This is a genomic window from Metabacillus herbersteinensis (genome assembly GCF_042433335.1).
In the GTDB taxonomy this organism is placed as follows: Bacteria; Bacillota; Bacilli; order Bacillales; family Bacillaceae; genus Metabacillus; species Metabacillus herbersteinensis.
Genome location: NZ_JBHLVO010000074.1, coordinates 1 through 2,566 on the forward strand (window position 1 = coordinate 1; position 2,566 = coordinate 2,566).

Here is a 2,566-nt window from a genome sequence, read left to right on the forward strand (position 1 = left end):
TGTTTTTGTCAACATTAAATTGAGCCAGAGCGATCACTTTAAAAGTGAGCCACTTCATCTTTAGTAGCTCCCATTAGTGGGAGGAATTGGGTGTTTGGGGTTCTTGCCCCGGGGAGGGGCAAGAACCCCAAACACCTCGCGTCCATTTTATCCTTCATTGCCTTTTTGTTTCATGCTTTGTCGAAAACGATAGGATTCTCCATTAAGCAAGTGGATATGAGATCGATGTGTTAGGCGATCAAGTAATGCAGCTGTCATCTTTTCATCTCCAAAAAGAGAGGTCCACTCTGTAAAATCTAAGTTTGTTGTGATGATGACACTCGCGCGTTCATATCGACTTGAGAAGAACTGAAATAATAGTTCTGATCCTGTTTTTGAGAATGGGACATATCCAAGCTCATCTACGATGATCACATCGAATTTGAGCCACTTTTTTTCTAAGGCCCCCAGCTTGTGTTCTTCATTGGCCATTAAGAGTTCTTCCACTAATTCAGATGCAGTGATGAACTTTGTTTTAAACCCATTTTGAACCATTTCAACTCCAAGTGCTGTGGCTAAATGGGTCTTTCCAGTTCCACTGTTTCCTAAAAAAATGATATTCTCTTTCCTATCTACGAATTCTCCCTTTGCTAATGTCAAAAATCGATTGCGATTCAAACTAGGCATTAAACTAAAATCATATGTATCCAACGTTTTCTGGACTGGAAACGCAGCTTGCTTGAGTCTTCTCTGTTTTTGGCTTTCATCTCTTGTTTGAACTTCTACTTCTAATAAGGCTAATAAATATTCTTCATAGCTCAGATTACGTTCTTCAGCCTCCCTGGCCAATGATCGATACTGATTAGCCATCGTAGGCATTCTAAGTTGCTTCGTCATATGATCTACTAGTAATTCTGTTGTCATTCCCTCTGACCTCCTGTCAACTGTCCATATTGGGCTACATTCGACTTTTGTATTTTATAGTCTAGTAGATTTGTGGGCGTTTTCCCCTTTGGGAGTTGATTGATTTTAAAGTTCGTATTCGTTAGCCTCTGTATGACTTCATGCACCATATCGTACCGAAAGACTTGTGATTTTTCGGCCTCTTGTAAGGCTTGCGTTAACTTTTCCATTCCAATCTCTCGGTGGAGGAGGAGAAGTCTTATAAACTTTCGATCTCCAATGGCTCCTTCTTGCTCCCGCATCTTACGATGGAAACGCCTGAACACATCTGGAATGTCAGATGATTGAAATGCCTGGGCATCTCGAATGGCACGTGGTTTTTTGAAAAGCACTTCAAGATAGTGATCAAGAACTGTAATCATTTGATTACGTTCATAGGAACGACTGTGTTCAGCGATCACTTGGTTTTGAGCCACAACGATCACACGATCGACAAAAATTTTTGCCCATACTGCTTGACCTACGTATCCACATGGAACGGAATATTGATTAGTCTCGATCGTGATTAATGAAGTTTTGTTAACCTGGCATGAGATAAGCTTACAAGCTTCAAATTGATTATCCGGGAGTGAGTGGAGATGTTCCTTTTCCTTCTCCCACATTTGCGCGACAGTTTCTTTCTTGTAAGGAACGTTTTTAAGTTCAGCTTCTTGTAAGCACCATTCACGAAGATAATCATTAAGTTCATCCATTGACTGCACTTCTGGATAAGGGACAAAGGCATTTCGTCTTATGTAACCAACTGTGCCTTCGACACGACCTTTTTCGTTACCTGATCTCACGTTACAGAATTCTGCTTTAAACAAATAATGAGCTTGTAATGCTACAAATGTTTCCTGTTCTAAGCGATCTCTTCCTTGAAGAATTTTCACTACTGCTGTTTTCAAGTTATCAAATAGTCCTTCTGTTGGGACACCTCCAAAGAATTCAAAAGCATGGACAAACCCATCTAAGAAAGCCTCTTGTTTTTCGTGTATATAAGCTCTCACAAACCGTAAACGACTTGCCGAAAGCTGAATACAAAAGAGGAAAACGCGTTGTGTACGACCCTGTAGAATAATATCCGCCTCTCCCCAGTCGAATTGGAATTGGTGGCCGAGTTGAAAATCAAGTGGAATGAAGACTTCTTGTAGTTTCTTCTTGCGTTTGGCTACAATTTTACGAATATTTGATTCTGACCCTTTAAAACTATATTCATTGACTAATCTATGATAAATTCTAGCAGCAGTGTGATGTTGTTTTCCCCAACGATTAAGATCATCTTCGAGCCATTGGTCAATGATATTCAAAACGCGTTTGGTCTCATCTGAATAATCTTTCGTCCCATAAACCTTTTGCCGAAAAACAGTAGATGGAGCATCATTTTGTTTACTATATTTACTTACGGTATTTCTTGAAATACCAAGTTTTTTCGCAATTTGCCTTTCGGAAAGTCCTTCTACCTCTTTCATGAATTTGATATTATGATATTGAGCCATATTGATCATTCCCTTTTTCCTCTCTTATGTTGATTGTTTGGTCACTATCAATCATAAAAGAGGTTAATAGAATTGGAAATCATGTGGCTCACTTTTTATGTGATCAAACTCTTGGAAAGTGGCTCAAATTTAGATTATCAAATACA

2 protein-coding genes are annotated in these 2,566 nt (G+C 39.2%); both read right to left on the reverse strand.

From position 1 onward, the window contains the following. Positions 1–147: 147 nt before the first annotated feature. The gene (istB, locus tag ACFFIX_RS27650) at positions 148–903 is read right to left on the reverse strand and encodes an IS21-like element helper ATPase IstB (protein ID WP_071160159.1); all 756 of its coding nucleotides are present in this window, start codon (positions 901–903) and stop codon (positions 148–150) included. Then, on the reverse strand, positions 900–2,420 hold the full coding sequence (gene istA / locus ACFFIX_RS27655; protein ID WP_378939863.1) for an IS21 family transposase: 1,521 nt from the start codon (positions 2,418–2,420) through the stop codon (positions 900–902). The genes istB and istA overlap by 4 nt, the downstream gene beginning before the upstream one ends. Positions 2,421–2,566: the final 146 nt, after the last annotated feature.